20 protein-coding genes and 1 pseudogene are annotated in these 26,082 nt (G+C 73.2%); 9 read left to right on the forward strand and 12 right to left on the reverse strand.

Going from position 1 to position 26,082, the window contains the following annotated elements:
- The 9 genes and pseudogenes from DEJ47_RS16730 to DEJ47_RS16770 all read right to left on the reverse strand — a co-directional run bounded on the left by DEJ47_RS16730 (position 1) and on the right by DEJ47_RS16770 (position 14,227).
- Complete coding sequence (locus DEJ47_RS16730; protein WP_150169199.1) at positions 1-1,182, reverse strand: acyl-CoA dehydrogenase family protein; 1,182 nt, start codon at positions 1,180-1,182, stop codon at positions 1-3.
- On the reverse strand, positions 1,179-3,047 hold the full coding sequence (locus DEJ47_RS16735; RefSeq protein WP_150169201.1) for an acetyl/propionyl/methylcrotonyl-CoA carboxylase subunit alpha: 1,869 nt from the start codon (positions 3,045-3,047) through the stop codon (positions 1,179-1,181). The genes DEJ47_RS16730 and DEJ47_RS16735 overlap by 4 nt, the downstream gene beginning before the upstream one ends.
- Positions 3,048-3,089: 42 nt before the next feature.
- Positions 3,090-4,688 carry an acyl-CoA carboxylase subunit beta gene (locus DEJ47_RS16740; protein ID WP_150169203.1) on the reverse strand — a complete coding sequence of 533 codons (1,599 nt, stop codon included), beginning with the start codon at positions 4,686-4,688 and terminating at the stop codon, positions 3,090-3,092.
- Positions 4,689-4,725: 37 nt separating this feature from the next.
- On the reverse strand, positions 4,726-6,462 hold the full coding sequence (locus DEJ47_RS16745) for an acyclic terpene utilization AtuA family protein (protein ID WP_223828387.1): 1,737 nt from the start codon (positions 6,460-6,462) through the stop codon (positions 4,726-4,728).
- 574 nt (positions 6,463-7,036) lie between these two features.
- Positions 7,037-7,846, reverse strand: a complete 810-nt coding sequence (locus tag DEJ47_RS16750; protein ID WP_150169205.1) for a TIGR03084 family metal-binding protein — start codon at positions 7,844-7,846, stop codon at positions 7,037-7,039.
- Positions 7,847-8,105: 259 nt separating this feature from the next.
- Positions 8,106-9,038 (reverse strand): annotated as a pseudogene (locus tag DEJ47_RS16755) (EamA family transporter); the annotation flags it as partial.
- Positions 9,039-9,265: 227 nt separating this feature from the next.
- Entirely contained in the window at positions 9,266-10,177 is a 912-nt protein-coding gene (locus DEJ47_RS16760) for a C40 family peptidase (protein WP_150169208.1), read from the reverse strand.
- Between the two features lie 30 nt (positions 10,178-10,207).
- Positions 10,208-11,353, reverse strand: coding sequence for an SPFH domain-containing protein (locus DEJ47_RS16765; protein WP_317850812.1), 1,146 nt, complete (start codon positions 11,351-11,353; stop codon positions 10,208-10,210).
- 108 nt (positions 11,354-11,461) lie between these two features.
- Positions 11,462-14,227 carry an FAD-binding and (Fe-S)-binding domain-containing protein gene (locus DEJ47_RS16770; protein WP_150175688.1) on the reverse strand — a complete coding sequence of 922 codons (2,766 nt, stop codon included), beginning with the start codon at positions 14,225-14,227 and terminating at the stop codon, positions 11,462-11,464.
- A 445-nt stretch (positions 14,228-14,672) separates the two neighbouring features.
- On the opposite strand from DEJ47_RS16770, the gene DEJ47_RS16775 reads away from it, so the two are divergent.
- The 7 genes from DEJ47_RS16775 (at position 14,673) to serC (ending at position 21,387) form a co-directional block, all read left to right on the forward strand.
- On the forward strand, positions 14,673-16,208 hold the full coding sequence (locus DEJ47_RS16775) for an ATP-binding protein (RefSeq protein ID WP_150169210.1): 1,536 nt from the start codon (positions 14,673-14,675) through the stop codon (positions 16,206-16,208).
- Positions 16,205-16,687, forward strand: coding sequence for a roadblock/LC7 domain-containing protein (locus DEJ47_RS16780; protein ID WP_150169212.1), 483 nt, complete (start codon positions 16,205-16,207; stop codon positions 16,685-16,687). The genes DEJ47_RS16775 and DEJ47_RS16780 overlap by 4 nt, the downstream gene beginning before the upstream one ends.
- A complete protein-coding gene (locus DEJ47_RS16785) occupies positions 16,684-17,040 on the forward strand; it encodes a DUF742 domain-containing protein (protein WP_150169214.1) in 357 nt (118 codons plus the stop codon). The genes DEJ47_RS16780 and DEJ47_RS16785 overlap by 4 nt, the downstream gene beginning before the upstream one ends.
- Positions 17,021-17,665 (forward strand): GTP-binding protein, encoded by a 645-nt coding sequence (locus DEJ47_RS16790; RefSeq protein ID WP_190415441.1) that lies wholly within the window; start codon positions 17,021-17,023, stop codon positions 17,663-17,665. The genes DEJ47_RS16785 and DEJ47_RS16790 overlap by 20 nt, the downstream gene beginning before the upstream one ends.
- Positions 17,662-18,924, forward strand: coding sequence for a cytochrome P450 (locus DEJ47_RS16795; RefSeq protein WP_223828388.1), 1,263 nt, complete (start codon positions 17,662-17,664; stop codon positions 18,922-18,924). Before DEJ47_RS16790 ends, DEJ47_RS16795 begins: the two co-directional genes overlap by 4 nt.
- Positions 18,921-20,138: a cytochrome P450 family protein gene (locus DEJ47_RS16800; RefSeq protein ID WP_150169216.1), complete on the forward strand. Its 1,218-nt coding sequence runs from the start codon at positions 18,921-18,923 to the stop codon at positions 20,136-20,138. Before DEJ47_RS16795 ends, DEJ47_RS16800 begins: the two co-directional genes overlap by 4 nt.
- A 130-nt stretch (positions 20,139-20,268) precedes the next feature.
- Positions 20,269-21,387 carry a phosphoserine transaminase gene (gene serC, locus DEJ47_RS16805; protein ID WP_150169218.1) on the forward strand — a complete coding sequence of 373 codons (1,119 nt, stop codon included), beginning with the start codon at positions 20,269-20,271 and terminating at the stop codon, positions 21,385-21,387.
- A 59-nt stretch (positions 21,388-21,446) separates the two neighbouring features.
- Here serC and DEJ47_RS16810 read toward each other — a convergent pair whose 3' ends face one another.
- The gene (locus tag DEJ47_RS16810) at positions 21,447-22,277 is read right to left on the reverse strand and encodes an ABC transporter permease (protein ID WP_150169220.1); all 831 of its coding nucleotides are present in this window, start codon (positions 22,275-22,277) and stop codon (positions 21,447-21,449) included.
- Positions 22,274-23,290 carry an ATP-binding cassette domain-containing protein gene (locus DEJ47_RS16815; RefSeq protein ID WP_150175691.1) on the reverse strand — a complete coding sequence of 339 codons (1,017 nt, stop codon included), beginning with the start codon at positions 23,288-23,290 and terminating at the stop codon, positions 22,274-22,276. The genes DEJ47_RS16810 and DEJ47_RS16815 overlap by 4 nt, the downstream gene beginning before the upstream one ends.
- A 115-nt stretch (positions 23,291-23,405) precedes the next feature.
- Here DEJ47_RS16815 and DEJ47_RS16820 point away from each other — a divergent pair, with 115 nt between their 5' ends.
- Entirely contained in the window at positions 23,406-24,173 is a 768-nt protein-coding gene (locus tag DEJ47_RS16820; protein WP_150169222.1) for a TetR/AcrR family transcriptional regulator, read from the forward strand.
- A 21-nt stretch (positions 24,174-24,194) separates the two neighbouring features.
- On the opposite strand, the gene DEJ47_RS16825 is transcribed toward DEJ47_RS16820, so the two are convergent.
- Positions 24,195-25,250, reverse strand: coding sequence for a WD40 repeat domain-containing protein (locus DEJ47_RS16825; protein WP_150169224.1), 1,056 nt, complete (start codon positions 25,248-25,250; stop codon positions 24,195-24,197).
- A 101-nt stretch (positions 25,251-25,351) separates the two neighbouring features.
- Between DEJ47_RS16825 and DEJ47_RS16830 the strand changes: the two genes are divergently transcribed.
- The gene (locus tag DEJ47_RS16830) at positions 25,352-26,062 is read left to right on the forward strand and encodes a GDSL-type esterase/lipase family protein (protein ID WP_150169226.1); all 711 of its coding nucleotides are present in this window, start codon (positions 25,352-25,354) and stop codon (positions 26,060-26,062) included.
- Positions 26,063-26,082: the final 20 nt, after the last annotated feature.

Genomic DNA, 26,082 nt, shown 5'->3' on the forward strand with positions numbered 1-26,082 from the left:
TCAGTAGGACTTGGGCAGGCCCAGCGTCTGGTGCGAGACGTAGTTGAGGATCATTTCCCGGCTCACCGGGGCGATCCGTGCCACGCGGGACGCGACGATCAGCGAAGCGAGCCCGAACTCCTTGGTCAGGCCGTTGCCGCCCAGCGTGTGCACGGACTGGTCGACGGCCTTCACGCATGCGTCGGCCGCGGCGAGCTTCGCCATGTTGGCGGCCTCGCCCGCGCCGACGTCGTCGCCCTCGTCGTAGAGCCTGGCGGCCTTCTGCATCATCAGACGGGCCAGTTCGATCTCGACGTGGGACTGGGCGAGCGGGTGCGCGATGGCCTGGTGGGCACCGATCGGGGACTTCCACACGCTGCGTTCCTTGGCGTACTCGACGGCGCGGGACAGCGCGTACCGGCCCATGCCGAGCGCGAAAGCGGCCGTCATGATCCGCTCGGGGTTGAGGCCCGCGAAGAGCTGGAGCAGGCCCGCGTCCTCGTCGCCCACGAGCGCGTCGGCGGGCAGCCGCACATCGTCGAGGACCAGCTCGAACTGCTTCTCCGCGGCCTGGAGTTCCATGTCGATCCGCCGCCGCTCGAAGCCGGGGGCGTCGCGCGGCACGATGAACAGGCACGGCTTGAGGTTGCCGGTGCGGGCGTCCGACGTACGGCCCACGATGAGCGTCGCGTCGGCGATGTCCACTCCGGAGATGAACACCTTGCGGCCGGTGAGCAGCCAGTCGCCGGAGTCCGGGTCGCGGCGTGCGGTGGTGGTGATGCGGTGCGAGTTGGAGCCCGCGTCGGGCTCGGTGATCCCGAACGCCATGGTGCGGGTGCCGTCGGCGAGCCCCGGCAGCCAGGTGCGCTTCTGCTCGTCGGTGCCGAAGCGGGCGATGACCGTGCCGCAGATCGCGGGCGAGACGACCATCATGAGGAGCGGGCAGCCGGCCGCGCCCAGTTCCTCCAGGACTATCGACAGTTCCGCGATGCCGCCGCCCCCTCCCCCGTACTCCTCGGGCAGGTTCACGCCCAGGTAGCCGAGTTTGGCGGCGTCCGCCCACAGTTCGTCCGGGTGGCCGCCGCTGCCGGCGACCTTGGCGACGTAGTCGCGGCCGTACCGGCGTCCGAGCGCGGCGACGGCGGCGCGCAGGGCCTGGTGCTCCTCGGTTTCGAGGACGGTGCTGCGAGCGGTGGCACTCATGACGACTCTCCCTCTTGGACTACGGCGAGCAGCGCGCCGACCTCGACCTGGCGGCCGGGCACGGCGTGCAGGGCGGTGAGCGTTCCGGAGGCGGGGGCGCAGATGCGGTGCTCCATCTTCATCGCCTCCAGCCAGACGAGCGGCTGCCCTGCGGTCACCTGCTGCCCTTCGGTGATGCCGTCCGCGACACGGACGACGGTGCCGGGCATGGGGGCGAGCAGGGAGCCGGGTGCGCGGTGGGCGGTGGGTTCGGGGAGCAGCGGCAGCGGGGTGAGGGCGGTGTCTCCGGCGGGTGTGCCGACGTGCACGCGGTCGCCGTAGCGGCTGACGGTGAACCGCCGTCGTACGCCGTCGACTTCGAGGACGACGTGCCCCGGGGCCACCTCGACGACGGTGACGCCGTCGACGGCCGGGCCCTGCCGGGTGTGGTGGTAACGGACCTCGTGCTCCGTGCCGTCGGGCTCGGTGCGGTACCGCTTGAGGTGGAGCTGTGAGGTGAGGTTGCGCCAGCCGCCGAACCGGGACCGTCCGTGTGCGTCGGCGAGCGCGGCGGCCAGCGGGGCGTGCGGGTCGGGAACGGGGGACGCGAGGGCGTCGGCGTGCCGGTCGTAGAAGCCGGTGTCCATGCGGGCCTCGGCGAACTCGGGGTGCCGCAGGGAGCGTACGAGCAGGTCACGGTTGGTGACGAGGCCGTGGACCGCGGCGCGTTCCAGGGCGCCCGCCAGTCTGCGCACGGCCTCGGCGCGGGTCGGGGCGTACGCGACGGCCTTGGCCAGCATCGCGTCGTAGTGCACGCCGACGGTGTCGCCCGCCGCGTATCCGCTGTCGAGGCGGACGGCGCCGGGGACGTCGATGCGGTGCAGGGTGCCGGTCTGCGGGGCCCAGCCGGCGGCGGGGTCCTCGGCGTAGAGGCGGGCCTCGACGGCGTGGCCGTGGGCGGTCGGCGGCTCCTTCTCCAGGGCGCCGCCCTCGGCGATCCGGATCTGCAGCGCGACGAGGTCGAGTCCGAACACGGCTTCCGTCACCGGGTGTTCGACCTGGAGGCGGGTGTTCATCTCCAGGAAGTGCGCGCGTCCGCCCGCCACCAGGAACTCGACGGTGCCCGCGCCCCGGTAGTCGGTGACGCGTGCGGCGCGCACGGCCTGCGCGTGCAGCTCGTCGACGAGCGAGGGGGCGAGGCCCGGGGCCGGCGACTCCTCGATCACCTTCTGGTGTCGGCGCTGGAGGCTGCAGTCACGGGTACCGAGCGGCCATACGGTGCCGTGCGCGTCGGCCATGATCTGCACCTCGACGTGCCGCCCGCCCTCGACGTACGGCTCGACGAACACCTCACCGTCCCCGAAGGCACTGGCGGCCTCCGCCCGCGCGGCCTCCAACTCGGCGCCCAGCATGTCCAGTTCGCGTACGACGCGCATGCCGCGCCCGCCGCCCCCGGCCGCCGCCTTCACCAGGACGGGCAGGTCGGCCTCGGTGACGTCGCCGAGCGGCGCGACGCCCATCAGTTCCTTGGCGCGCGTCTTGGACGCCATCGCCTCGATCGCCTCGGGCGGCGGCCCGATCCAGACGAGTCCGGCGTCCAGGACGGCGCGGGCGAAGCCCGCGTTCTCGGAGAGGAAGCCGTAGCCGGGGTGGATCGCGTCGGCACCAGCGGCCTGCGCGGCTTTCACGACGAGGTCGCCGCGCAGGTACGTGTCGGCTGGCGCCGCGCCCGGCAGCCGTACGGCGTGGTCCGCCTCCCGTACGTGCAGGGCGTCCGCGTCGGCGTCGGAGTGCACGGCGGCCGTGGCGATGCCGAGCTCCCGGCAGGTGCGGAAGACACGGCAGGCGATCTCGCCCCGGTTGGCCACCAGCAGGGTGGAAATCATGGCGCGTTCTCTCCTCTCATTCCTCTCCTCACATCCCTCTCCTCACATCCGGAAGACGCCGAAGCCGCCGCGCGCGCCCTCGTAGGGCGCGGTGTGGATCGCGGAGAGGCAGAGGCCGAGGACGGTGCGGGTGTCGCGCGGATCGATGACCCCGTCGTCGTAGAGCCGTCCGGACAGGAACATGGGCAGCGACTCGGCCTCGATCTGCTGCTCGACCATGGCGCGGAGCCCGGCGTCCGCCTCGTCGTCGTAGGGCTGCCCCTTCGCGGCGGCGGAGGCGCGGGCGACGATCGACAGGACGCCCGCGAGCTGCTGCGGGCCCATGACGGCGGACTTGGCGCTGGGCCAGGCGAAGAGGAAGCGGGGGTCGTAGGCGCGCCCGCACATGCCGTAGTGCCCGGCGCCGTAGCTGGCGCCCATGAGCACGGAGAGGTGCGGCACCCGCGAGTTGCTGACCGCGTTGATCATCATCGCGCCGTGTTTGATGATGCCGCCCTGCTCGTACTCCTTGCCGACCATGTAGCCGGTGGTGTTGTGCAGGAAGAGCAGCGGGATGTCGCGCTGGTTGGCCAGCTGGATGAACTGGGCGGCCTTCTGCGACTCCTCGCTGAAGAGGACGCCCTGAGCATTGGCGAGGATGCCGACGGGATAGCCGTGCAGGGCGGCCCACCCGGTGACGAGGGAGCTTCCGTACAGCGGCTTGAACTCGTCGAAGTCGGACCCGTCGACGATGCGGGCGATGACCTCGCGCGGATCGAAGGGCTTCTTCAGGTCGCCGGGGACGATGCCGAGGAGCTCCTCCTCGTCGTACTCGGGCGGCTCGGCGGGTCCCGGGTCCGCGTACGCCTTGCGCCAGTTGAGGCGCGCCACGACCCGGCGGGCCCGGCGCAGCGCGTCGCGCTCGTCCTCCGCGAGGTGGTCGGCGAGGCCGGAGGTGCGGGCGTGCATCTCGGCGCCGCCGAGCGACTCGTCGTCGCTCTCCTCGCCGGTCGCCATCTTCACCAGGGGCGGGCCGCCGAGGAAGACCTTCGCGCGCTCCTTGACCATGATCACGTGGTCGCTCATGCCGGGGACGTAGGCGCCGCCCGCGGTGGAGTTGCCGAAGACGACGGCGATGGTCGGGATGCCTGCCGCCGAGGACTGCGTGAGGTGCTTGAAGAGGGCCCCGCCCGGGATGAAGATCTCCTTCTGGGAGGGGAGGTCCGCGCCCCCCGACTCCACGAGGTGGATGGACGGCAGCCGGTTGGCGTGCCCGATCTCGTGCGCCCGGAACGCCTTCTTCAGCGTCCACGGGTTGGAGGCGCCGCCCCGGACCGTCGGGTCGTTGGCGGTGATCAGACACTCCACGCCCTCGACGACGCCGATGCCGGTGACCATGGAGGCGCCGACGGGATAGTCGCTGCCCCAGGCGGCGAGCGGCGACAGCTCCAGGAACGGGGTGTCCGGGTCGAGGAGCAGTTCGATGCGCTCGCGGGCGAGCAGCTTGCCGCGCTCGCGGTGCCGGGCGACGTACTTCTCACCGCCGCCCGCGAGCGCCTTGTCCTGCTCGGCGCCGAGCTCGGCGAGCCGGTCCAGCATGGCCTCGCGGTGCTCGGCGTACTCGGCGCTCGCGGGGTCGAGCGCGGAGGCGAGGACGGTCACAGTGATCCCTCCCGCGTCGGCAGCAGTGCCTCCGGTGTCACAGCAGTACCTCCGGTATGTCGAGGTGGCGGGCGCGCAGCCACTCGCCGAGGCCCTTGGCCTGCGGGTCGAAGCGGGCCTGCGCGGCCACGCCCTCGCCGAGCAGTCCCTCGACGACGAAGTTCAGGGCGCGCAGGTTGGGCAGGTCGTGCCGGACGACCCGCAGCTCCGCGGTCTCCGGGAGGAGTTCGCGCAGGCGGTCGACGGTGAGTTCGTGGGCGAGCCACCGCCAGGCGTCGTCGGACCGCACCCACACGCCGACGTTGGCGTCACCACCCTTGTCGCCGCTGCGGGCTCCGGCGACGAGGCCGAGAGGGGCGCGGCGGGCGGGGCCGGGCGGCAGGGGCGGGGGCAGGGGCGCGGGCCGCAGTTCTTCCAGTACGAGGGTGTCGGCGCCGGACGGGACCAGGCGCCGCTCCCCGTCGGGCAGGACCGCCACGTGTTCGACGGTGTCCCGCTCGACGTACGCCGCCTCGAAGACCCCGTACGGGGAGCCCTTGCCTGGCGGCGCCGTCACGTGGAAGCCGGGGTAACTGGCCAGGGCGAGTTCGATCGCGGCACCGCTGAGGGTGCGGCCGACGATGTCCGCGTCGGCGTCCCGCACGACGAGGCGGAGCAGGGCGCTGGCGCTCTCCTCGGTGGGCGCGTCCTCGCGCTCGGTGCGGGCGAGCTCCCACCGCACCTGCGCGGGGCGGGACTTGGCGTGGTCGAGGGCGTCCTCGACCTGGGTGCGGACGACGGCGGCCTTGGCCTCGATGTCGAGTCCGGTGAGCACGAAGACGACTTCGTTGCGGAACCCGCCGAGCCGGTTCAGGCCCGCCTTGAGGGTCGGGGGCGGCGCCTCACCGCGTACCCCGTCGATGCGGACGCGGTCGGGACCTTCCTGGGTGAGGGCGACCGTGTCGAGGCGTGCGGTGACGTCGGGGCCTGCGTACCGGGCGCCCTGCGTCTCGTAGAGGAGCTGCGCGGTGACCGTGCCGACGTCGACGAAGCCGCCGGTGCGGTCGTGCTTGGTGATGACACAGGAGCCGTCTTCATGGATCTCGGCGAGGGGGTGACCGGGGTGCCGCAGGAGGTCCGCGCCGCGCTGGGCGCCCTGTTCGGCGAAGAAGGCGTAATTGCCGCCGGTGGCCTGCGCTCCGCACTCCAGGACATGCCCGGCGACGACGGCTCCCGCGAGCCGGTCGTACTCCGTCGGCCCCCATCCGAAGTGCGCGGCGGCGGGCCCGGTGACGAGGGCGGCGTCGGTGACGCGCCCGGTGACGACGACGTCGGCACCCGCGTTCAGGCACGCGGTGATGCCGGCGCCGCCGAGGTAGGCGTTGGCGGTGAGGGCGTGGGGGAAGCGGGCGCGGAGGTCGTCGCCCTCGACGTGCGCGACCCGCGTCTCGCCGAGCCCGAGCCGCCCGGCCAACTCCCGTACGGCGTCCGCGAGCCCCGCCGGATTCAGCCCGCCTGCGTTGGCGACGATCCGCACACCGCGCTCCCGGGCGAGCCCGAGGCACTCCTCCAGCTGCCGCAGGAAGGTCTTGGCGTACCCGCGCGCGGGGTCCTTCAGTCGATCACGCCCGAGGATGAGCATGGTGAGCTCGGCGAGATAGTCCCCGGTGAGCACGTCGAGTTGCCCACCGGTCAGCATCTCCCGCATGGCGTCGAACCGGTCTCCGTAGAAACCGGAGGCGTTGCCGACGCGGAGAGGGCGGGGGCGGGGGCGTGGGCGTGGGTTCCGGGTCACCGGTCACCTCCCGTCCACGGGAGTGCGGCGGCGGCATGCGGCACGGCGACGGCCTCCCGGCCGAGACCGTGCCGCTCGCCACGGCCCGGAAGTCCGACTCGGACACGGCTCGGGAGCCCGACTCGGGCACGGCCCGGGGGCCCGACGCGGGCACCGCCCGGAAGCCCCACGCAGGCACCACCCGAGAGCCCGACGCGGGCACCGCCCGGAAGCCCGACGCGGGCACCGCCCGGGAAGCCGACGCGCGTACCACCCGGAAGCCCCACGCGGGCACCGCCCGGAAAGCCGACGCGGGCACCGCCCGAAAGCCCCACGCAGGCACCGCCCGGGAAGCCGACGCGCGTACCACCCGGAAGCCCCACGCGGGCACCGCCCGAGAGCCCCACGCGGGTACCGCCCGGGAAGCCGACGCGGGCACCGCCCGGAAGCCCCACGCAGGCACCACCCGGAAGCCCCACGCAGGCACCACCCGAGAGCCCCACGCGGGCACCACCCGGGAAGCCGACGCGGATACGGCCGGGAAAGTCGGCTCCGGGACCGACGGACAGGCTTGCGTCGGGTGGGGAGTTCCAGGTCATCGGGTGCCTCCCGCACCGTCCGACTTCGCCCGCCGCCCCGCACCCGGTGGGCCCGCGAACGCCTGGGCGATGTCCAGCCAGTGGTCCGCGTCGGGGCCCTCCGCCCGTACCGCCAGGTCCGAGCGGTGGGCCCGTTGGGTGACCAGAAGGCAGAAGTCGAGGGCGGGGCCCGTCACGCGTTGGGCGGCGTCCTCGGGGCCGTACGTCCAGAGCTCCCCCGTCATGGGCGACGTCAGCTCGACCCGGAACTCCTCGACCGGGGCGCTCAGTCCCCGTACGGCGAAGGCGAAGTCACGGGCCCGCACCCCGATCCGCGCCACGTGCCGCAGCCGGTCCGTCGGCGCGCGCGTCACGCCGAGCGCGTCCGCCACGTCCTGGCCGTGCGCCCACGTCTCCATGAGCCGGGCCGAGGCCATGGACGGGACGGCCATCGGGGGCCCATACCAGGGCAGACGCGCGCCCGCCGGGGCCTCGCTCAGGGTCCGCCACAGGTCGTCGCGGCCCGCCCGCCAGCGGGCGAGGAGTTCGGCGGGCGGCAGCACCGCACCCTCCGCCGCGCCCTCGTCCACGAACGAGCCGGGCGCCGCGGCGGCCTTCTCGACCTCGGCGGCGAACGCGTCCGGGTCGGTGGCGGCGAGCAGGGCCGCGCGGTCCGTCCAGGTGAGGTGCGCGATCTGGTGGGCGACGGTCCAGCCGGGGGCGGGGGTGGCGAGGGACCATCCCTCGTCGCTCAACTCCGCCACTAGACCGTCGAGTTCATCGCTCTCGCTGCGCAGGTCGTCGAGCACGGGCAGGGCATCGGACACGGAACGCTCCCCTCGCGGCACGGTGTGCCTGGGAGCATGGCAGCGGTCACAGAAACAAGCAAGCGTGCTTGCATTACTTTCCGGACGGCTCCGCGCCACGTTCCGACGGCTCCAGGACGCGTTCCGCGTCGACCGCCGCGGCCGGGCCCGCCGCCATCTCCGTCACCGGATCCTCGCCCCCATGAGCAACGCGAGCACTACGAGACCCACGAGCACCCAGAGCACCGCGAGACCCAGAAGCACTGCGCGGCCCACGGGACCCACGCGCCCCCCGGCGCCCCACCTGCGTCCGCACCGCGCCCATGCTCGCCGCGATGACCAGCGCGATGGCCAGCGCCTCCGCGAGGGACAAGGCCTGGCTCAGGACCAGGAATCCGGCGACCGACGCGATGGCCGGTTCCAGGCTCATCAGGATCGCGAACGTGTGCGCGGGCAGCCGCCGCAGCGCGAGGAGTTCGAGGGTGTACGGCAGCACGGACGACATCACCGCGACCGCCGCGCCGAGCGCCAGCGTGCCCGGCTCGATCAGCTTCGGCCCGGACACCGCGATTCCGAGCGGCAGGAAGAGCACCGCCGCGACGACCATCGCGAGGGCCAGGCCGTCGGCCTGCGGGAAGCGCCGTCCGGTGCGCGCGCTGAAGAGGATGTACGCCGCCCACATCGCACCCGCGCCGAGCGCGTAGGCCACACCGACCGGGTCGAGGCCGTCGAAGCCGCCTCCGCCGCCGAGCAGGAAGACACCGCACAGGGCGAGCCCGGCCCAGATCAGGTTCACCGCGCGACGCGAGGCGAGGACGGAGAGCGCGAGCGGGCCGAGGACTTCGAGGGTGACCGCGGGGCCCATCGGGATACGGGCGACGGACTGGTAGAAGAGCCCGTTCATGCCGGCCATGGCCACGCCGAACGCGACGACCGTGCCCCAGTCGGCCCGTGCGTACCCCCGTACCTTCGGCCGGCAGACCACGACGAGCACGAGCGCGGCGAAGAGGAGCCGCAGCGCCACGATGCCGACCGCGCCGACCCTCGGCATCACGCTCACGGCGATCGCGCCGCCGAACTGCACGGAGATCCCGCCCGCCAGGACGAGCCCGACGGGGCCGAGCGCGCCGATGCGGCCGCGGAGGCCCGCCGTCCGCGCCGTCCCCGCGGGGGTCGCGGCGGATGGTGCCTGGTCGCTGCGGGAGACGTTCACGGGCGAGCCTTTCCTGATACGGGGCGCGTGCGGGGCGGCGCGCGGCGCGGTTTAGCTTGATGGACTCGATCGTCCAAAACAGTGCACCAGGACAGGATTGTGGGGGTCCTACGCTCCTGTACGCAACCCGCGTCCACATATCGAAGCCACGGCGCCCGGCCCGGCGTGGGAGGAGGGCGGCGTCACCCGCGCCGCCGCCCTCCGTGTCCCGCGCGGTCGGCGTGGCTTCAGCGGACCCGCCCGTACAGGTTCGGGTCGTACCAGCTGAACGACGAGACCCGCACGTTCTTGCCGGGCCGCGGCGCCTCCAGGTACTGGCCGCCGCCCAAATAGATCGCCACGTGGTGGACGCCGGACGCGCTCCCGTCACTGCTCCAGAACACGAGGTCACCGCGGCGCAGCTGCCCCCGCGAGATGGGCTGCGTGGCGCGGTACTGGGCGTCGGCGACGCGGGGCAGGGCGATGCCCGCCTGCCGGTACGCCGCCATCACCAGGCCCGAGCAGTCCCACCCGTGCGGACCGTTGCCGCCCCATACGTAGGGGTCGCCGAGGTGACGCATGGCGTACGAGATGGCGGCCTCGGTGCCGTGGCGGCGGGGGGTGCCGGGGCCGGGGTCCGTGGAGGGGCGGTGCGGGGTGGTGGGGGCGGTGGTGCCCGTACGTCCCGTGTACCGCTCGTACTTGTACCGGTGACTGGTCCAGTACCAGTGCCCGCCCTTCCGGTACCAGTAGACGCGGTCGATGGCGTCCCAGCCCTGTCGGCCGCGGAAGACGGGCTCCGGAGCGGACGCGGACCTGCGCTTACCGGTACCCGCGGGCGCGCTCTTCCCCTTGGTGGCCGCGGCGCCCTTTCCACCGCGCGCCACGTACTTGTCGTAGTGCGACGTCCAGCGCCACCAGCCGGTCGCGTCCTTGTACCAGTACTTGGAGCCGTCCCAGCCCGCGTGGCTCGGGGCGGCCTCCGCCGACGCCGTCCCGGCGGCGGCGCCCACCAGCACGGCCGCGCCGACGGCGGCGACCACGGCACCGCGCACGGTGCCGCAGCGCGACTGCCCGGCCCGGTCCGGTCCGGCCGCGGCCGAGCAGTGTCCGCAGGTGCAGTCGACGGGCGCGGCTTCGATGAATCGGGGAGTCTGCACGTAAAGCCCTCTCGTTCCGTTCCGTTCCGGTCAGTGCGGGTCGACGGCGCTCCCCCGCGCCGTGTAGAAGGCCACGGTCAAGTCCTTCACCAGGGCCTTCCGTTCGTAGTCGTCGAGCGTGACGAGTCCTCGGTCGGTGAGTCTGCGGACGGTGTCGTCCACGGCGTCCAGGACCGACGTGAGCACGCTGTCCCGGTGCTTGGCGTCGATCGCGGCGATCTGGCGGCGCTGCATGGCCGCGGCCACTTCCGGGGCGTACTCCACGCGGGTGGGCCGGGCCGAGAACACCTCGATGCCGACGGCCCTGCACTCCGCGGCCAGCGCCCTGGTGAGCGCGTCACCGACGGCCTCGGCGTCCCGCAGGGTCGGCACGTCGCCGCCGTCGTCGGCGGGGTCGCGGTACGAGTCCGCGGGCAGCCGTGACGCCACGCGCGCGGTCACCGCCTCGACCTGTTCCGCCAGGTAGGCGGTGTGGTCGTCGACCGTGAGGAGCGCCCGCGCGGTGTCCTTGACCTGCCACACCACCAGGACGACGACCCGCAGCTCCACACCCTGCGCGTCGACGGCGACCATGGGTTCGCTGCGCCAGTGCCGCAGCCGTACGTCGACGCGCCGGCGCAGCATCAGGGGGCTGATCCAGACGAGTCCGGTGCGCCGTACGCTGCCCCGGTAGCGCCCGAAGAGCGACAGCACCCACGCGCTCCCGGCCCTCCCCCGGGTGAGCCCGCCGACCGCGACGAGCGCGACGGCCCAGCAGCCGCAGACGGCCGCCCACCCTGCCGCGTCGAACCCGTGGCGCGGCCGCGGCGGTCCGGGCAGGCGCAGGGACTCCGTGACGCGTCCGGGCACGAACCCGCCGGCCCAGGCCAGCCACCCCGCCCCCGCGAGTGCCAACAAGGCCACGAGCACGGCCCACCACCCGGAACACGCGGGCCCGCGCCGCTCGACGACGTCCCGGTCGGGGCGGGGAGGAGCCCCGGTCGGCAGCCGCGCGCTCTCCGGCGCGGCGGGCGAAGCCTGGGACGGCTCGGGCGGCTTCGGTGACTCCGTCGACTTCGACGGCTTCGACGGCTTCGGCAGCTCGGCCGTGTCCCCACGGAAGAGGAGATCCATGGGTATGGAGTCGCGCCGGTTGCGTACGACGAGCTCTCGGGGAGCCTTCGGTTCTTCCGGCACGGTGGCACACCTGACTTCTCGCGGGCCCAGCGGAACTGACGCCTCGGCAGATGATCATGAACCATCTCGATCCTGCCGCAAACGGACACCGCGCCGGGCCCGCAAAGGTCACCTGTCGCCGGGACTTTGGTCCCGCGCGCTCCCGGAACCTCTCGCCGCGATCCCCTCCGCCAGCACCTCCGCCAGGTGCCGCCCCCGTACCCCCGCCAGCTGCTCCAGCTGTGTCCTGCAGGAGAAGCCGTCCGCCAGGACCACCGCGTCCTCGCCCGCCCCCCGCACGGAGGGCAGCAGCTGCTCCTCGGCGCAGGCCTTGGACACCTCGTAGTGGCCACGCTCGAAACCGAAGTTCCCGGCGAGCCCGCAGCAGCCGCCGCTCAGTTCGCCCGTCAGGCCCGCCTCCGTGCGCAGGCGTCGTTCCGCCGCGTCGCCGAGGACCGCGTGCTGGTGGCAGTGGGTCTGGCCGACGGCCGGGCGGCCGATGTGCGGGGGCCGCCACCGCGGGGCCAGCTCCTCGACGGCCTGGGCGAACGTGCGGACGGCCGCGGCGAGGCGGCTCGCGCGCGGGTCGTCGCCGAGCAGTTCGGCCAGGTCGGTGCGGAGCGCGGCGGCGCAGCTCGGCTCCAGGACGACGACCGGCGTGCCCGCGTCCAGGAGCGGCTCCATGCGGTCCAGCGTGCCGCGCAGCACCGCGCGGGCCCGGTCGAGCTGCCCCGTCGACACGTACGTGAGTCCGCAGCACACGCCCCGCGGCGGCACCGCGACGGTGAGCCCGGCGTCCTCCAGGACCGCCACCGCGGCCCGCCCCACCGACGGCGAGAGGTGGTCGGTGAAGGTGTCGGGCCAGAGGACGACATCGGCACGCCCCGCCGTCACGGTCCCCGGCTCGCACGTCCTCCCCTCCCACCACCTCCGGAAGGTCCGCGCCGCCACCTCCGGCACGTCCCTCTCCGCGGCGATCCCACCCATCCGCTTGCCGAGCGCGGCCAGGGGGCGGACGCGGGCCAGGGTGTTGACGAGGCCGGCCGTGCGGGTCGCCGCGACGACCCGCAGCCAGCGCGGCAGGCGGCCCATCGTGTAGTGGGCGGCGGGCCTGCGGCGGCCTTCGTAGTGGTGGTGCAGGAACTCCGCCTTGTACGTGGCCATGTCGACGCCCACCGGGCAGTCGGAGCGGCAGCCCTTGCAGGACAGGCAGAGGTCGAGGGCGTCCTTGACCTCCGTCGAGCGCCACCCGTCCGTCACCACCTCTCCGGCGAGCATCTCGTGCAGCAGCCGGGCGCGACCGCGCGTGGAGTGCTCTTCCTCGCCGGTGACGCGGAAGGACGGGCACATCACGGCGGTCGGTGAACCCGGCGCCGCTGTCCGGCACTTCGCCACGCCCACGCAGCGCCTGACCGCCGCCACGAAGTCGCCGCCGTCGTGCGGGTAGCCGAAGACGACGTCGACGGGTTCGCGCGGCAGAGGGGCGAAGCGGAGGTCGGCGTCGAGGGGCGCGGGACGGACGAGCATGCCGGGGTTGAGGAGACCCGCCGGGTCCCAGGCGTCCTTCACGCGCTCGAAGAGGGCGACGAGTCCGGGACCGTACATCTTCGGCAGGAGCTCCGCCCGTGCCTGCCCGTCGCCGTGTTCGCCGGAGAGCGATCCGCCGTGCGCGACGACGAGCTCCGCGAGGTCTTCGGAGAAGGTACGGAAACGGGCGACGCCCTCGCGGCCGAGCAGGTCGAAGTCGATGCGGACGTGGATGCAGCCGTCCCCGAAGTGCCCGTACGGGGTGCCGCGCAGGCCGTGGCCGGCGAGCAGCGACCTGAAGTCCCGCAGATAGGCGCCGAGCCGGGCGGGCGGCACCGCGCAGTCCTCCCAGCCGGGCCACGCCTCACTGCCGTCACTCATCCGGGTCGCCGTGCCACTGGCGTCCTCCCGTACGCGCCACAGCGCCCGCTGACCCGCCGGGTCGTCGACGACCCGGGCGTCCAGCGCGTCGGCCGCCCGCACGATCGCCTCGGCGCGCGCGCGTGCCTCGGCGGGGGCCGCGCCGCCGGTCTCCACGAAGAGCCAGGCGCCGCCCCTCGGCAGTCCGCTCCGCTGCGCGGGTTCGCGCACGAGGTCGGCGGCCATGCCCTCGACGGTGAGCGGGCCGTGCGGGAGCAGTCCGGCCGCCGCTTCGGCCGCCGCGCTCTCGTCGGCGTACCCGAGGACGGCGAGCGCCCGCGCCCGGGGCGCTTCGACGAGGCGTACGTCGGCTTCGGTGAGGACGCCGAGCGTGCCCTCGGAGCCGCAGAAGGCGCGGGCGAGGTCCGTGCCGTTCTCGGGGAGCAGTGCGTCGAGGGCGTACCCGGAGATGCGGCGGGGCAGGTCGGGGTAGCCGGTGCGCAGGAGGGCGAGGGCGCCGTCGACCAGGGGGCGCAGGCCTTGGGGTGCGCCGTCCCAGCCGCGGGCGAGGCGGCGGGGGGTGCCGGTGCCGTCGGTGACGGTGAGGGCGGAGACGTTGTCGGCGGTGGTGCCCCAGGCGACCGAGTGCGAGCCGCAGGAGTTGTTGCCGATCATGCCGCCGAGGGTGCAGCGGCTGTGGGTCGAGGGGTCGGGGCCGAAGGTCAGGCCGTGCCGGGTGGCCGCCGCGCGGAGGTCGTCGAGGACGACGCCCGGCTGGACCACGGCGGTCCGTGTCTCCGGGTCGAGGGAGACGATGCGGTTCAGGTGACGGGTGAAGTCGAGGACGACGCCGGTCCCGGTGGCCTGCCCGGCGATCGAGGTGCCCGCGCCGCGCGGCACCACGGGTACGCCGCGTTCCCGGCAGACGGCGAGGACGGCGGCCACGTCGTCGGCGTCGCGCGGGGCGACGACGGCGGCGGGGACGCGACGGTAGTTGGAGGCGTCCATGGTGTGCAGGGCGCGGGCGGTGACGGAGGTGTCCACGTCGCCCCGGACGACGGCGCGCAGGTCTCCGGCGAGGCCATCTCCGTCGGCGACGTCCGGCTCCGGCCTCTGATGCCTCGGGGGCGGTCCCGAACGACGCCTCCCCGGCCGCTGACGGACAGTCCGCTCCGGCTCCGCGCCTTCTCCCTCCGCCCGCTCCCTCCGGCCGCGGCCCGCACCGGCGGGGCTGCCGTCGGGATCACCTTCGCCGCAGCCGAGCTCACCTTCGCTGCCGCCGCCGAGATCGCTCATGCCGTCCAGGATGCCCCCGCGCAGGCCCCTCCCGGCCACCCCGCCTCACCCGTTTTTTCACGATCCGGACGGGAAGATTCCCAACCCGGTCACTAACTCTCCTATAGTGATCTCGACTTGAGCAGAGTGTGTCGCTTCCGATCGAGGACCCCGATTGATGACCGCGCCAACCCCCCTAGCGCGCCCCGGGACGGAGCAACCTCCGCTGCGTCCGTCCGTGTTCGTCCTGCTGGCCAGTGCCCTGGTCACCGCGGCGCTCACCGGAGCCGCCGTCGCCCTCGCGCCCGAATCCGTACAGACCCCGCTGGCCTGGGGCGCGGGCGCCGCGTCCCTCGCGCTCACCGCCTCGGTGACGCTCGCCTTCCACTCCATACGCACCAACGCCCTGCTGCGCCGCCGCGTGGCCGCCGTCCAGCAGGACGCCGAGCGGCTCGTGCACGAACAGGCCGCCCGCAGCGAGGAGTTCCACCGCGAGCGCACCGCCCTCACCGAGCACTTCGTCCGTGAGCGCAACGAGCTGACGGTGCGCGCCCGCACCGCCGAGTCCGAGCGCGCCGCCGCCCTCGCCGCCAGCGCCAACGCCGCGGGCCGCATGCAGGCCCTGGCGACCGGCATGCTCGCCGACCTGCGCGAGATGGAGGGCAGGCACGCGGACGAGGACGTCCTCACCGACCTGCTCCACCTCGACCACAGGACCGCGCAGGCCGGCCGCATCGCCGACTCGGTGGCCGTGCTCACCGGCGCCCGCTCGGGCCGCCGCTGGGCCCGCCCCATCGTCATGGAGTCGATCCTGCGCGGCGCGATGGGCCGCATCGGCGGCTACCAGCGCGTGCGCGTCCACTCGGCCAGCGAGGTCGCCGTCGCGGGCCACGCCGCCGAGGGCGTCATGCACGCCCTCGCCGAACTCCTCGACAACGCTGCCAACTTCTCGCCGCCCACCTCCGAAGTGCACGTCTACATCGAGGAGGTCGCGGCCGGCGTCATCATCTCCGTCGAGGACAGCGGCCTGGTGATGGGCCCCGTGCAGCAGCGCCGCGCCGAACAGGCGGTCTCCGGCGAGACCAAGGGACTCAGCGGCCTCTCCGGCACGCGACTCGGCCTCGCGGTGGTCGGCAGGCTGGCCCGCAAGCACGGCCTGACGGTGTCGTTCCGCCCCTCGGCGCGAGGCGGCACGGGCGTACTCCTGCTCATACCGCAGGAGCTGCTGTCCCGCCCCTCGGAGACGACGCCCACCCCGGTCCCGGCATCACTCACGGCGGCGACGGCGCTCCCGAGACCCCCGAGCGCGCCGGAGGGGACGCAGGGAGATGTGCGCACGGAGCACCGAGCCAACCCCGACGTGCAGGAACTCCCGACGCGGCGCCGGGACGGCGAGGACGTACGTCCCCCCGCGGCCCCGCGCCCACAGACGGACCCCGGGCATACAGCCGAAGGCAGCCCCGACGCCCCCCTCCCCAAGCGCCCCCGAGGCCGCACCCTCGCCGCGGCGGAACGCGCCCGCGCCGACAGCGACACGGGAGAGACCCGGCGCCCCCGCGCCGCCACCGCCGCGGACACCGCGGCCCGCTTCAGCAGCTTCCGCCAGGCCGTCCGCACCACGCCCACGGACCCCTCGGCCCCGTCCGCAGACGTGGACGTGAGCCCGGACGCCACCGCAACCCCCTCGCACCCGGAAGGCGACACCCCCCGATGACCACCGGCTCCACCAACGGCACCACCACCGGCACCACTCCTGCCGCCGCCCCCGGCACCACCACCGACGCCAAGCTCACCTGGCTCCTGCAAGGCCTCCTGGAGCGCACCCCCGGCGCCCGCCACGCCCTCGTGCTCTCCCGCGACGGCCTGAAGCTGTGCCGCACCCCCGAGCTCTCCGTCGACCAGGCCGACCAGCTCGCCGCGATAGCCGCCGGCATCCAGTCCCTGTCGCACGGCGCGTCCGCCGAGTTCGGCGACGGCAGCGGAGGGGTCCGCTCGGCGATGGCGGAGTTCTACGGCGGCATCCTCTTCATCGTCGAGGCCGGCGAGGGCGCGCACCTCGCGGTCATCGCCGCCGAGGACGCCGACGCGGGCCTCGTCGGCCACACCATGGCCGAGCTGGTGGAGCAGCTCGGCGAGCACCTGCGCGCCGCGCCCCGCGCCGACGGCGCCCCCCGCACGCTGCCCGCCTCATGAGCCGCCCCGGCCGGGACGACTCCCCCGACCGGCTGTACACCCTCACCGGGGGACGCAGCCGGTCGGCGCCCGACGCCCCCTTCGACCTGGTGACCCTCGTCGTCGCCGAGTCCGGTCCGGTGCCGGGCATGCAGTCCGAACACGCCGCGATCCTGCGGCTGTGCCACCTGCCGACCGCCACGGTGGAGATCGCCGCCGAACTCGGCCTGCCGGTGAGCATCATCCGCATCATGCTGTCCGACCTGCTCGACGCGGGCCGGATCAGCGCCCGCCACCCGCGCGCGGCCGCCGACCACAGCCTTCCCGACCCCGACATCCTGGAGCAGGTGCTCGTTGGACTCCGCAACCTCTGAACGCAGCGCTACCGGGGCCACCCGAAGAGAACTGACCGCCACCGCCGACAACGGTCTGAAGATCGTCGTGGTCGGCGGGTTCGGCGTCGGCAAGACGACGCTGGTCCGTTCCGTCAGCGAGATCCGTCCCCTCAACACCGAGGAGACGATGACGCAGGCCGGGCAGGGCATCGACGAGACGGGCGGCCTCGAAGGCCTCGGCGGCAAGACGTCGACGACCGTCGCCTTCGACTTCGGCCGCATCACCCTCGACGCGCACAACATCCTCTACCTGTTCGGCGCCCCCGGCCAGGAACGCTTCTGGTTCCTGTGGGACCGTCTCTTCTCCGGCACGCTCGGCGCGGTCGTCCTCGTCGACACCCGCCGCCTGGAGGACTCCTGGTACGCGATCGACCGCCTGGAGCACCACGGCACGCCGTTCATCGTGGCCCGCAACGACTTCGGCGGCTCCGCGCACACCCTCGAGCAGCTCCGCGACGCGCTCGACCTCGACCCGGGCGTGCCGCTCGTCGACTGCGACGCCCGCTCCCGCGAGTCCAGCAAGAACGTGCTGATCAGGCTCGTCGAACACCTCCAGTCGCTGTACGCAGCGCAACGCGACGCCCTTCAGGAGACCGCCCAGTGACCTGCCCCGTGACCGGCGCCGGCGCCGCGCCCGTACCGCTCTCCGGACCGCGGTTCGCCACCGAACCCACCCAGCTGTACCGGGAGATGCGCCGCGACCACGGCCCCGTCGCCCCCGTCCTGCTCGACGGCGACATACCCGCCTGGCTGGTCCTCGGCTACCGCGAACTGCACCAGGTCACCGCCGACCCGGTCCTCTACAGCCGCGACTCCGAGCTGTGGAACCAGTGGCCGAACATCCCCGCCGACTGGCCGCTGCTCCCGATGATCGGCCACCGGCAGCCGTCGATCCTCTACACCGTCGGCGAGCGGCACACCCGGCGCGCCGCGATGATCGCGCACGCCCTCGAAGCGGTCGACCCCTTCGAACTGAAGGCACACGCCGAGCAGTTCGCGGACGAGCTCATCGACCGGTTCTGCGGCAAGGGCGCCACCGACATCGTCGCCGAGTACGCGATGCTGCTCCCCGTCCGCGTCCTCGCCCGCATCTACGGCTTCCCCGACGACCAGGGGCCCGGACTCGTCACCGCCATGAACGACATGATCGACGGCCGCGAGCGGGCCCTGGCCGGTGCGCAGCACCTGGGCGAGTCGATGGCACGGCTCATCGCCGACAAGCACGTGCGGCCGGACGCGGACGTCGCCTCGTACATGCTGGAGACGCAGGCGGCCGACGGCGCCGACGGGTTCACGGACGAGGAGATCGCCCAGGACCTGATGGTGATGATGGCCGCGGGCCACCAGCCGACCGCCGACTGGATCGGCAACTCGCTGCGCCTGATGCTCACCGACGACCGCTTCGCCGCGTCCCTGTTCGGCGGCCGGCACAGCGTCGCCGAGGCCATGAACGAGGTCCTGTGGGAGGACACCCCGACGCAGAACGTCGCCGGGCGCTGGGCCTCGCGCGACACCCAGCTCGGCGGCCGTCGCATCAACTCCGGCGACCTGCTCCTCCTCGGCCTCGCCGCCGCCAACGCCGACCCGCAGGTCCGCACCGACGGCTCCGCCCTGACCGGCGGCAACAGCGCCCACTTCTCCTTCGGCCACGGCGAGCACCGCTGCCCCTTCCCGGCGCAGGAGGTCGCCGAGGTCATCGCGCGGACCGGCATCGAGGTCATCCTCGACCGGCTGCCCGACCTCGACCTCGCGGTGCCGGCCGATGCCCTGACCCGCCGCCCCTCGCCCTGGCTGCGCGGCCTGACCGACCTCCCGGTGAGCTTCACCCCGACCCCGACCTCGGCCTTTGGAGACCCCAGATGACGCGTATCGCCCTGGATCCGTTCGTCACCGACCTCGACGGCGAGAGCGCACGGCTGCGCGCGGCGGGCCCGCTCGCCGAGGTGGAGCTGCCGGGCGGCGTACCGGTGTGGGCGGTCACGCACCACGCCGAGGCGCGGCAACTCCTCACCGACAAGCGCCTGGTGAAGGACATCGACGTCTGGGGCGCGTGGCGGCGCGGCGAGATCCCCGCCGACTGGCCGCTGATCGGCCTCGCCAACCCCGGCCGCTCCATGCTGACGGTCGACGGCGAGGAGCACCGCAGGATGCGCACGCTGGTCGCGCAGGCGCTGACGCCGCGGCGGGTGGAGCGGATGCGGGACCGCATCGCGGAACTGACGGCGGCCCTCCTGGACAAGCTCCCCGAAGGCCCCGGACCCGTCGACCTGAAGGCGGAGTTCGCCTACCCCCTGCCCATGTACGTCATCAGTGACCTGATGGGCATCGACGAGGCGGACCACCCGCGCCTGAAGGTCCTCTTCGACAAGTTCTTCTCGACGCAGACGCCGCCGGAGGAGGTCGTGGCGACGCTCGGGGAGCTCGCGGAGATGATGGGCAAGGTCGTCGCGGCGCGCCGCGCGGAGCCGGGCGACGACCTCACCAGCGCGCTGATCCTGGCCTCCGAGGACGGCGACCACCTCACGGACGCGGAGATCCTCTCCACGCTCCAGCTGATGGTCGCGGCCGGCCACGAGACGACGATCTCCCTCATCGTCAACGCGGTGGTGAACCTCTCCGCCCACCCCGACCAGCTCGCCCTGGTCATCGCGGGCGAGGTCGGCTGGGACGCGGTCATCGAGGAGACCCTGCGCTACGCGACCCCCACCTCGCACGTCCTGATCCGCTTCGCCGTGGAGGACGTTCCCGTCGGGGACAAGGTGATCCCCAAGGGTGACGCGCTGATCGTCTCGTACGGCGCGATAGGCCGTGACGAGCAGGCGCACGGTCCCACGGCGGACGCGTTCGACATCACGCGTACGTCGCCGACCCGCCACATCTCCTTCGGCCACGGCCCGCACGTGTGCCCCGGCGCGGCGCTCTCCCGCCTGGAGGCGGGCGTCGCCCTTCCGGCCCTGTACACCCGCTACCCGAACCTGACGTTGGCGGTCCCGCCCACCGAACTCCGCAACAAGCCGGTGGTGACCCAGAACGACCTGTACGAGCTGCCGGTGGTCTTGGGCCCTTCTCGGCGGTAGTTCCGGCCCCTCCGGCGATCGAGGAGCGGGGTCCGGGGCGGAGCCCCGGGACGTCCGCCCCGGGTGAGGGCACGATCTCAGCCGACGGACACCACCGGAACCCCGCGCCCTGAGCCGCTAGGCTCACCCCGTGGCTGAGATCCAGATTCCCGCTGACATGAAGCCCGCCGACGGCCGTTTCGGCGCGGGCCCCTCCAAGGTGCGTACGGAGGCGCTGGACGCCCTGGCCGCCACCGGCACCTCCCTCCTCGGTACCTCCCACCGGCAGGCCCCGGTCAAGAACCTGGTCGGCCGCGTGCGCGAGGGCGTCGCCAACCTCTTCTCCCTCCCCGAGGGTTACGAGGTGATCCTCGGCAACGGCGGCTCCACCGCGTTCTGGGACGTGGCGACGCACGGCCTGATCGAGAACAAGTCGCAGCACCTCAACTTCGGCGAGTTCTCGTCGAAGTTCGCGAAGGCGTCGAAGCTCGCCCCGTGGCTGGCCGAGCCGACCGTGATCACGAGCGACCCCGGCACGCACCCGGACCCGAAGGCGGAGGCGGGCGTCGACGTCTACGCCTTCACGCACAACGAGACGTCGACCGGCGTCGCGGCGCCCATCAAGCGCGTCGAGGGCGCCGACGCCGGCTCCCTCGTCCTCGTGGACGCCACGTCGGGCGCGGGCGGCCTGCCGGTCGACATCGCCGAGACGGACGTCTACTACTTCGCGCCGCAGAAGTCCTTCGCCTCCGACGGCGGCCTGTGGCTGGCCGCCTTCTCCCCGGCGGCGATCGAGCGCGCCGAGCGGATCCACGCGTCGGGCCGGCACGTCCCGGAGTTCTTCTCGCTGCCCACGGCGATCGACAACTCCCGCAAGAACCAGACGTACAACACCCCGGCGCTCGCCACGCTCTTCCTGCTCGCCGAGCAGCTGGACTGGATGAACTCGCAGGGCGGTCTGGAGTTCACGACGGGCCGCACGGCCGCGTCGTCGCGCACGCTGTACGGCTGGGCCGAGGAGTCCAAGTACGCGACGCCGTTCGTCACGGACCCGGCGAAGCGGTCGCAGGTCATCGGCACGATCGACTTCTCCGACGAGATCGACGCGAGCGCGGTGGCGAAGGCGCTGCGCGCGAACGGGATCGTCGACACGGAGCCGTACCGGAAGCTGGGCCGCAACCAGCTGCGTGTGGCGATGTTCCCGGCGATCGACCCGGCGGACGTCGAGGCGCTCACGAAGTGCATCGACTACGTGATCGAGAAGCTCTAGCCGTACGTACGTGAAGGGCGCCGGCACTGTGACGTGCCGGCGCCTTTCCGTATGTCACCTCAGCGGCTCAGCCGCCTGAACCTCCGCACCGCCAGCGGCAGGAACACCAGCGAGATCACGATCGGCCACACCACCGCCATCAGCACCGCGTGCTGCTCGACCCAACTCGTGCCGCCCGCGCCGGGGTTGCCGAAGAGTTCGCGCGTGGCCGTGCCCGTCGACGATACGGGGTTCCACGCGGCGACCGGGGCCAGCCAGTCCGGCATCAGGGACGGCGCCACGAAGACGCTGGAGATCATCGTGAGCGGGAACGCCACCCCGTAGAGGCCGCCCGCGGCCTCCGGGGTGGGGACCACCAGCCCCAGGTACACGCCCACCCAGATCAGACTGAAGCGCAGGAGCAGCAGCAGGCCGAAGGCGAGCAGTGTGTCGACGACGCCCGCGCTGGAGCGCCAGCCGATGGCGAGTGCCGTCAGCGCGAGGATGGTCAGCTCGGCGCAGGCGACGATGAGGTCGGCGAGGCCGCGGCCCGACGCGACCGCCGAGGGTGCCATCGGCATCGAGCGGAACCGGTCGATGACGCCCTTCGTGGCGTCGGTGACGACCCCCATCGCGGTGTTCATGAAGCCGAACGCCATGGTCATCACGAACATGCCGGGCATCAGGAACTGCTTGTAGTCGCCGTCGTCCCCGCCGCCGGGCACCTTCATCGCCTCGCCGAAGACGAAGCCGTACAGCAGCACGCTGATGATGGGGAAGCCGAGCTGCCAGGCGATGGTGACGGGCTGGCGCAGGAAGTGCGTCAGGTAGCGGCGGGTGACGTTCCAGCAGTCGGACAGGGCCCAGAAGAGCCGTCCGTGGGACGGACCTGTCGTCAGAGCGACGCTCATGCCGCGACCTCCTCCTTCATCTTCTCCACCGGTTCGGACGTCTGGCCCGTGAGCCGCAGGAACACGTCGTCGAGGCTGGGCCTGCGCAGGCCGATGTCCTCGACCGCGACGCCCTCGTCCCGCAGGGTCCGCGCCACCTCCGTCAGGGCGGCGACGCGGTCCGTCACCGCGCCCTGCACGCGGCGCTCCACGTCGACGGCCAGCGGTTCGCCGTCGCAGACGCGGGAGACCGCCTCGACGGCCGCGGGCAGGTCGGCGTGGTCGCGCACGACGACGTCGAGGTGGCTGCCGCCCACCGTGTTCTTCAGGCCGTCGGGGGTGTCGTCCGCGATGGCGCGACCGCGGTCGATGACGGTGACGCGGGAGGCGAGCCGGTCGGCCTCCTCCAGGTACTGGGTGGTGAGCAGCACGGTCGTGCCGTCCGCCACCAGCCCCCGCACCGTGTCCCACACTTCGAGGCGGCTGCGCGGGTCGAGGCCGGTGGTCGGCTCGTCGAGGAAGAGGACGGCGGGCGCGAGGATCATCGACGCGGCGAGGTCGAGCCTGCGCCGCATGCCGCCGCTGTACTGTCCCGCGCCCTTCTCCGCCGCGTCCTCCAGGTGGAACTGCTCCAGGAGTTCCTGGGCGCGCAGGGCCGCGCGCTTCGCGCCGAGGTGGAAGAGGCGGCCGAACATCTCCAGGTTCTGCCGGCCGGTGAGGATCTCGTCGACCGCCGCGTACTGACCGGTGAGGCCGATGCGGCCGCGGACCAGCGCGGACTCGCGCACCACGTCGGCGCCCGCGACCTCGGCACGTCCGCCGTCGAGCCGGACGAGCGTGGAGAGGATGCGCACGGCGGTGGTCTTGCCCGCGCCGTTGGGTCCGAGGAGTCCGTGCACCGTGCCCTGTTCGACGTGCAGGTCGAAGCCGTCCAGCGCGCGCTTCTCCCCGTACCGCTTCTCCAGCCCCTCGGCCCGCACCGCGAGGCCGTTCCTTCTGCCGTTCCCCTTGCCGTTCCTGTCGCCCGAGTCCATCGACTGCCCCTTCCCCACGCCAACTGGGTACGCCGTACTCATTTGAGAGTACACCGTACCCAGTTCCGTGGGTACACCGTACCCAGTTTCGGTGTCTGCGATTAGGCTGAGCGCCATGACGAGCACGAACGGCGGCGACGACCGGCGCACCGGCAGTGACATCACCCGCAGCCTGGAGCTGCTCTGGGGCGAGGGCGACCGTCCGGCCCGCGGCCCGAAGCCGGGGCTCACGCTGGACCGGATCGTCACCGAGGCGGTGCGGCTCGCGGACGCCGAGGGCCTCGCGGCCGTCAGCATGCGGCGCCTGTCCACGGAGCTCGGCACCGGCACGATGTCCCTGTACCGGTACGTCCCCGGCAAGGGCGACCTCGTCGACCTGATGCTGGACCGCGTCAACACGCCGCCGGAGGACGACGAGCCCTTCACCGGCGGGTGGCGCGAGGGCGTCGAGGCGTTCGCGCGCGAGACCCTCGTCCTCTACCGCCGCCACCCCTGGCTGCTCCACGTCAACCAGGCCCGCCCGGTCCTCGGCCCCGGCGCCGTGGGCGGCCTCGACCGCGTGCTGTCCCGCATCAAGCCGATGGGTCTGACCGACCCCGAGCTGATCGGGGTGATCGTCATGACGGAGGGGTACGTCACCGGGGTCGCCCGCACCCAGGTGCACGAGGCGGAGGCCGTGACCAGGAGCGGCCTGTCGGAGCGGGACTTCTGGGAGGCGCAGGCCCCGACCCTCGAACGCATCATGAAGAGCGGCCGCTACCCGACCCTCGCCGGCCTCACCGAGGACTCGTTCGGCCCGGACTTCGACCACTTCGAGTTCGGCCTGCAACGCCTTCTGGACGGCCTGGACGCCCTGGTGGCCCGGCGCCGGGCCGAAGGCTGAGCCCTCGGCCCGGCGGCACCGCTACCCGCGCCCGCCCCCGCGCCTCCCGAGCCGCCGCCACCCGAACACGGCGAGCAGCACCGCCCCGACGACGATCGCGCCCGTCCTGAAGCCCCCCTCGACCCCGGAGTCACCGCTCCCGCCCCCGTCACCGGACCCGGCACCGCCCGACGACCCGCCGGAGCCGTCGCCCGACCCGCCGCCCGGCGCCTCCACGGGCTTGACCTCGCTCTGCTCGCCCTCGGTGCCGTACATCAGCGTGGTCCCGTCGGGCGTGTACGTCACCGACTCGCCCTGCCGCTGCAACGGCACGCTCAGCCGGCCCTTGCGCTGCGGCTTCTGTCCGGCGCCCTGCCACGCGTACCAGATGCCGCCGAAGTACCCGCGCAGCGCCAGCTGTTCGCCGTCGGGCGAGAACGCGCCGTCGGTCACCCACAGGTCGACCTCGGAGATCCGCCTGAAGACGTTCGTGCCGGACGCGGACATCCGCTCCGGGCCCTCGTAGAGGCCGCCGCCGTCCTCGTTCTTGCTCACGATGTAGACGCGGCCGGTCTTCGGGTGCACCATCAGTGCCTCCGCGTCCCGCGCGCCGTCGGCGTACTTCACGACGTACTGCGTGGCGCGGACCGTCTGGTCCTTCAGGGTCTTCGGCTCGGGGAGCTTGTATACCCAGACGTTCGACCAGGTGCCGTTGAGGTTGTCGCCGATGTCGCCGACGTAGATGTTGCCGTCGCCGCCGACCGAGATCGCCTCGACGTCGCGCGGCGCGCCCACGCCGGTCATCGTGACGGTGGCGACGGTCTTCCCGGTCCTGGAGTCGACCGCGTACAGGAACGCGCCCTTGTCCTGGTCGTTGTGCGTCCAGTAGACGCCGGGGTGGGCGCGGGACGCGGCGAGGCCGCTGGACTCGACGATGCGCGGGTCCTCGATCGTGAACCCGTCGTGGTCGTCGGCCGCGGCGGGCACGGCGGCGGCCACGGCGAGGACCAGCGCGGCGCCGGCACCGGCGAGGACAGACGGAAGAGACGGGGCAGACGGAACAGACCCGGCAGACGGAACAGCCCGAAGCGAACGCATGGGCCAAGCGTGCCACTAGCCCCGGTGCTCCCTCCGTCGGGGCGGGCAGCGTGCGCAGCCTCACATCGCAGCCGGCCGCCCTCATCCGCGATGATGAGCGGATGCTCAGGTTCATGTTCGTCGGCGACTCGATGACCATCGGAAGCGCCGGGGAACACACCTGGCGCCACCGGATGTGGCAGCACCTGCGCGCCGCCCTCGGCCCCGGGGGCTTCGCCGTGGTCGGCCCGCGCACCGCGCTCCACGACAAGGCGACGGGAGAGCCGGTGGCCCACGACCACCACCCCGCAGCCTCCCCGGACTTCCCCCGCAACCACCTCGCGGGCTGGGGCGAGGGCTGGCTGCACATGGCACCGCGGATCGGCGGCGCGCTCACCCGTGACCCCGCCGACGTCCTGCTCGTCTCCCTCGGCCTCATCGACCTCGGCTTCTACACGAACGCGGAGCAGACCGCGGACAACGTCCGCGCCTTCGTCACCGCGGCCCGCTCGGCCAACCCGCACGTGCGGATGGTCCTGCTCCCCGTCATACCGAACATCCGCGCCACGTCGGACGCCCCCTTCGCCGCCGAGGTCACCCGCTTCAACGAACTCCTGGCGAAAGCGGTCGCCGACCTGGACACGCCCCGCTCCCCGCTCCTCCTGGCCTCGCGCCCGCCCGCGTACGACATCCACGCCGACACGTACGACGGCACGCACCCGAACGCGAGCGGCGAGCACAAACTCGCGGCGGCCTTCGCGGACGCGATGTCCCAGGCGTGGGGCATCGGCGCTTCCTACGACGCCGGACAGCTCGTCACTCCCACCGCCTGATCACCGCACGATCACACCCA

It is taken from the genome of Streptomyces venezuelae, assembly GCF_008642355.1.
GTDB lineage: Bacteria > Actinomycetota > Actinomycetes > Streptomycetales > Streptomycetaceae > Streptomyces > Streptomyces venezuelae_B.

Coding starts and splice junctions, on each gene's coding strand:
- DEJ47_RS16730 (WP_150169199.1), bottom strand. CDS start 1,182: ATGAGTGCCACCGCTCGCAGCACCGTCCTCGAAACCGAGGAGCACCAG.
- DEJ47_RS16735 (WP_150169201.1), bottom strand. CDS start 3,047: ATGATTTCCACCCTGCTGGTGGCCAACCGGGGCGAGATCGCCTGCCGT.
- DEJ47_RS16770 (WP_150175688.1), bottom strand. CDS start 14,227: ATGGACGCCTCCAACTACCGTCGCGTCCCCGCCGCCGTCGTCGCCCCG.
- DEJ47_RS16775 (WP_150169210.1), top strand. CDS start 14,673: ATGACCGCGCCAACCCCCCTAGCGCGCCCCGGGACGGAGCAACCTCCG.
- DEJ47_RS16780 (WP_150169212.1), top strand. CDS start 16,205: ATGACCACCGGCTCCACCAACGGCACCACCACCGGCACCACTCCTGCC.
- DEJ47_RS16785 (WP_150169214.1), top strand. CDS start 16,684: ATGAGCCGCCCCGGCCGGGACGACTCCCCCGACCGGCTGTACACCCTC.
- DEJ47_RS16800 (WP_150169216.1), top strand. CDS start 18,921: ATGACGCGTATCGCCCTGGATCCGTTCGTCACCGACCTCGACGGCGAG.
- DEJ47_RS16810 (WP_150169220.1), bottom strand. CDS start 22,277: ATGAGCGTCGCTCTGACGACAGGTCCGTCCCACGGACGGCTCTTCTGG.
- DEJ47_RS16815 (WP_150175691.1), bottom strand. CDS start 23,290: ATGGACTCGGGCGACAGGAACGGCAAGGGGAACGGCAGAAGGAACGGC.
- DEJ47_RS16820 (WP_150169222.1), top strand. CDS start 23,406: ATGACGAGCACGAACGGCGGCGACGACCGGCGCACCGGCAGTGACATC.
- DEJ47_RS16825 (WP_150169224.1), bottom strand. CDS start 25,250: ATGCGTTCGCTTCGGGCTGTTCCGTCTGCCGGGTCTGTTCCGTCTGCC.
- DEJ47_RS16830 (WP_150169226.1), top strand. CDS start 25,352: ATGCTCAGGTTCATGTTCGTCGGCGACTCGATGACCATCGGAAGCGCC.